At 70.2% G+C, this 3111-nt stretch carries 3 protein-coding genes and 1 pseudogene; 1 reads left to right on the forward strand and 3 read right to left on the reverse strand.

From position 1 onward, the window contains the following. Window positions 1-238 (reverse strand): annotated as a pseudogene (locus VR45_RS14285) (RraA family protein); the annotation flags it as partial. A gap of 132 nt (window positions 239-370) precedes the next feature. On the opposite strand from VR45_RS14285, the gene VR45_RS14290 reads away from it, so the two are divergent. Next, the gene (locus VR45_RS14290) at window positions 371-955 is read left to right on the forward strand and encodes a Uma2 family endonuclease (protein WP_045940116.1); all 585 of its coding nucleotides are present in this window, start codon (window positions 371-373) and stop codon (window positions 953-955) included. A 71-nt stretch (window positions 956-1026) separates the two neighbouring features. On the opposite strand, the gene VR45_RS14295 is transcribed toward VR45_RS14290, so the two are convergent. Both VR45_RS14295 and VR45_RS14300 read right to left on the reverse strand, forming a co-directional pair. Beyond that, window positions 1027-1956 (reverse strand): proline dehydrogenase family protein, encoded by a 930-nt coding sequence (locus VR45_RS14295; RefSeq protein ID WP_045940117.1) that lies wholly within the window; start codon window positions 1954-1956, stop codon window positions 1027-1029. Between the two features lie 148 nt (window positions 1957-2104). Further along, the coding region (locus VR45_RS14300; RefSeq protein WP_045940118.1) for an aldehyde dehydrogenase family protein at window positions 2105-3111 on the reverse strand (1007 nt) is incomplete at its 5' end.

The raw sequence follows: 3111 nt of genomic DNA on the forward strand, positions 1-3111 counted from the left end.
CCTCGTCCGTCCGCCCGCCGTTGTCGATCACCAACACGTCCCCCGGCCCGGCCGCGCCGTACGCCTCCAGGAACACGTCCACACTCCCGTAGTGCCGCACCGGCAGCACCCGCCCGGCGACCCGGCCCCCCGGCACCACCCCCACCACCCCGGCCGGCGCCACCCGCAGCCCCACCCCCGCCCGCATGCACGCATCCGCCACCAACGGCGTGGACAACTCCGCGAACCGCTTCAGCACCATGCCAACTCCTCGCTCACACGCCAGAGTTCACCAGCACGAAGATCCTACGCCGATCCCCCCTCCCCCCATCGAGTGAAATCCCGCCACACCCGACGCACCTCCCTCGAACCGCCACTAGCGTGGGAATCCGTGCCGAACAAGAAAAGGGCCTCCACCTCCAGCCAGCAGGCGGACATCCTGCTCCAGTGCTTCCTGAACCTGGAATCCCCGGACGGACTACGCATCGAGCTGATCGAAGGGGAGATTGCCGTCACCGTTCCACCGGACGGCGACCACGAGGATCTGCTCAGCCAACTGATGGGCCAGGTGTACCGACACACCGAAACCCCGGTCCAGATCTCGGGCAACAAGGGCCTCCGCCTGCCGAGCGGCGGACTCTGCCCGAAGAACCATGTCATCCCCGATGCCACGTTCGCCCCCAAGGAACTGCGCCTGTTCCGCGGCGCGCCCTCCTGGATGGAGCCGGACGGCGTGGCCATGGTCGCCGAGGTGACGTCCAGCAAGCCCGACCAGGACCGGATCGCCAAGCGCCACTGCTACGCCCGCGCCGCCATCCCCTTCTACCTGCTGATCGACCGCGAGCGCTCGCAGATCAGCCTGTTCGGCACACCGCATCGCGACGAGTACACCGAGGTGCACCTCGCGGCGTTCGGGGAGCCGCTCGTGCTTCCGGCGCCGTTCGAGTTCGAGCTGGACACCAAGGACTTCCTCTAGAGCCGGACGCACGACGGCCCGGGTCCCCCCATCGCGGAAGGGGGACCCGGGCCGGGCGGTTGCCGCGGGGGTCAGCCGCGGGTGGCCATGGCGCGCAGGAAGAAGGTGAGGTTGGCCGGGCGCTCGGCGAGACGGCGCATGAAGTAGCCGTACCACTCCTCCCCGTACGGGAGGTACACGCGCATGGTGTTGCCCTCGCCGGCGAGGCGGAGCTGCTCCTCGGGGCGGATGCCGAAGAGCATCTGGTACTCGAAGGAGTCGCGCTTGCGGCCGTTCCACTGGGCCAGCTGGCCGGCGATCTTGATCATGTTGGGGTCGTGCGAGGCGATCATCGGGTAGCCCTCGCCGGCCATCAGGACCTTGAGCGCGCGGACGTACGCGAGGTCGACCTCGTGCTTGCCCTGGAAGGCGACCGACTCGGGCTCCTTGTAGGCGCCCTTGCACAGGCGCACCCGGGAGCCGGGGCCGGAGAACTCGCGGCAGTCGGCCTCGGTGCGGCGCAGGTAGGCCTGGAGGACGACACCCAGCCAGGGGAAGTCCTGGCGCAGCTCGCGGGCGATGGCGAGGGTGGAGTCGGTGGTGGTGTGGTCCTCCATGTCGAGGGTCACCGTGGTGCCGGCGTCGGCGGCGGCCTCGCAGATGCGGCGGGCGTTCTCCAGGGCGATCTTCTCGCCGTCCACCGGGAGGAACTGGCCGACGGCCGAGAGCTTGACCGAGACCTCGGCTCCGGCGGCCAGGCCGGTCTCCTTGAGCGCCTTGAGCAGGTGCTCGTAGGCCTCGGCGGTGCCGGCGGCCTGGGCGGCGTCGCGGGTGTCCTCGCCGAGGTGGTCCAGGGTGACCTTGCGGCCGGTCGCGACGAGGTCGTCGCAGGCGGTGACGGCGTCGTCGAGGGCCTCGCCGGCGACGAAGCGCTCGACTATCGCGTGGGTCGGCGGGAACTTCTCGACGACGGTGCGGACCTGGGCCGAGCGGGAGGCCGCGAGGAGGGCGGAACGGAGCATCGTGACTCCTGGAGCTGGTGCTTCTTCGGGTGGCAGAAAGGGACGGGCGGCGAGCCCAGGGGGGTGGTGGGCTCGCCGCCCGTGGGACGCCGCCCGGCTGCGGGGCCGGGAGGCGTCAGGGGACCGCGAACGGGTCCCGGTGGGACGGTCAGCCCATGTGCGGGTAGCGGTAGTCCGTCGGCGGGACGAAGGTCTCCTTGACCGAGCGGGTCGAGGTCCACCGCGCGAGGTTCTGCTTGGCGCCGGCCTTGTCGTTGGTGCCCGAGGCACGGGCGCCGCCGAACGGCTGCTGGCCGACGACCGCGCCGGTCGGCTTGTCGTTGATGTAGAAGTTGCCGGCCGCGTTCCGCAGCTTGAGCATCGCGTGCTGAACGGCCTCGCGGTCCTGGGAGATGATCGCGCCGGTCAGGGCGTAGTCCGAGACCGACTCCATCTGGGTCAGCATCTCGTCGTACTTGTCGTCCTCGTAGACGTACACGGCGAGGACCGGGCCGAAGTACTCGTCGCGGAAGTACTCCGAGGCCGGGTCCTGGCAGACCAGCACGGTCGGCCGGACGAAGTAGCCCACGCTGTCGTCGTAGGTGCCGCCGGCCAGGACCTCGACCTGCGGGTCGGCCTGGGCGCGGTCGATCGCGGCCTTGTTCTTGGCGAAGGCGCGGTCGTCGATGACGGCGGACATGAAGTTCGACAGGTCGGTGACGTCGCCCATGGTCAGGCCGTCGACCTCGGCGCGGAACTCGTCCTTCAGCTCGGCCCAGATGGAGGCCGGGACGTAGGCGCGGGAGAGGGCCGAACACTTCTGGCCCTGGAACTCGAAGGCGCCGCGGGTCATGGCGGTCTTCAGCACGGCCCGGTCGGCGGACGGGTGGGCGACCAGGAAGTCCTTGCCGCCGGTCTCGCCGACGATCCGCGGGTAGGTGCGGTAGCCGGAGATGTTGTTGCCGACCTCGCGCCACAGGTGCTGGAAGGTGGCGGTGGAGCCGGTGAAGTGGATGCCGGCCAGCGCCGGGTGCTTCAGCGCGACGGCGGAGACGTCCAGGCCGTCGCCGGTCACCATGTTGATGACGCCCTTGGGCAGGCCGGCCGCCTCCAGCAGCTGCATCAGCAGGTGCGCGGAGAACTGCTGGGTCGGCGAGGGCTTCCACAGCACCACGT

This window comes from Streptomyces sp. NRRL S-495, assembly GCF_000966955.1.
Taxonomy (GTDB): Bacteria; Actinomycetota; Actinomycetes; order Streptomycetales; family Streptomycetaceae; genus Kitasatospora; species Kitasatospora purpeofusca.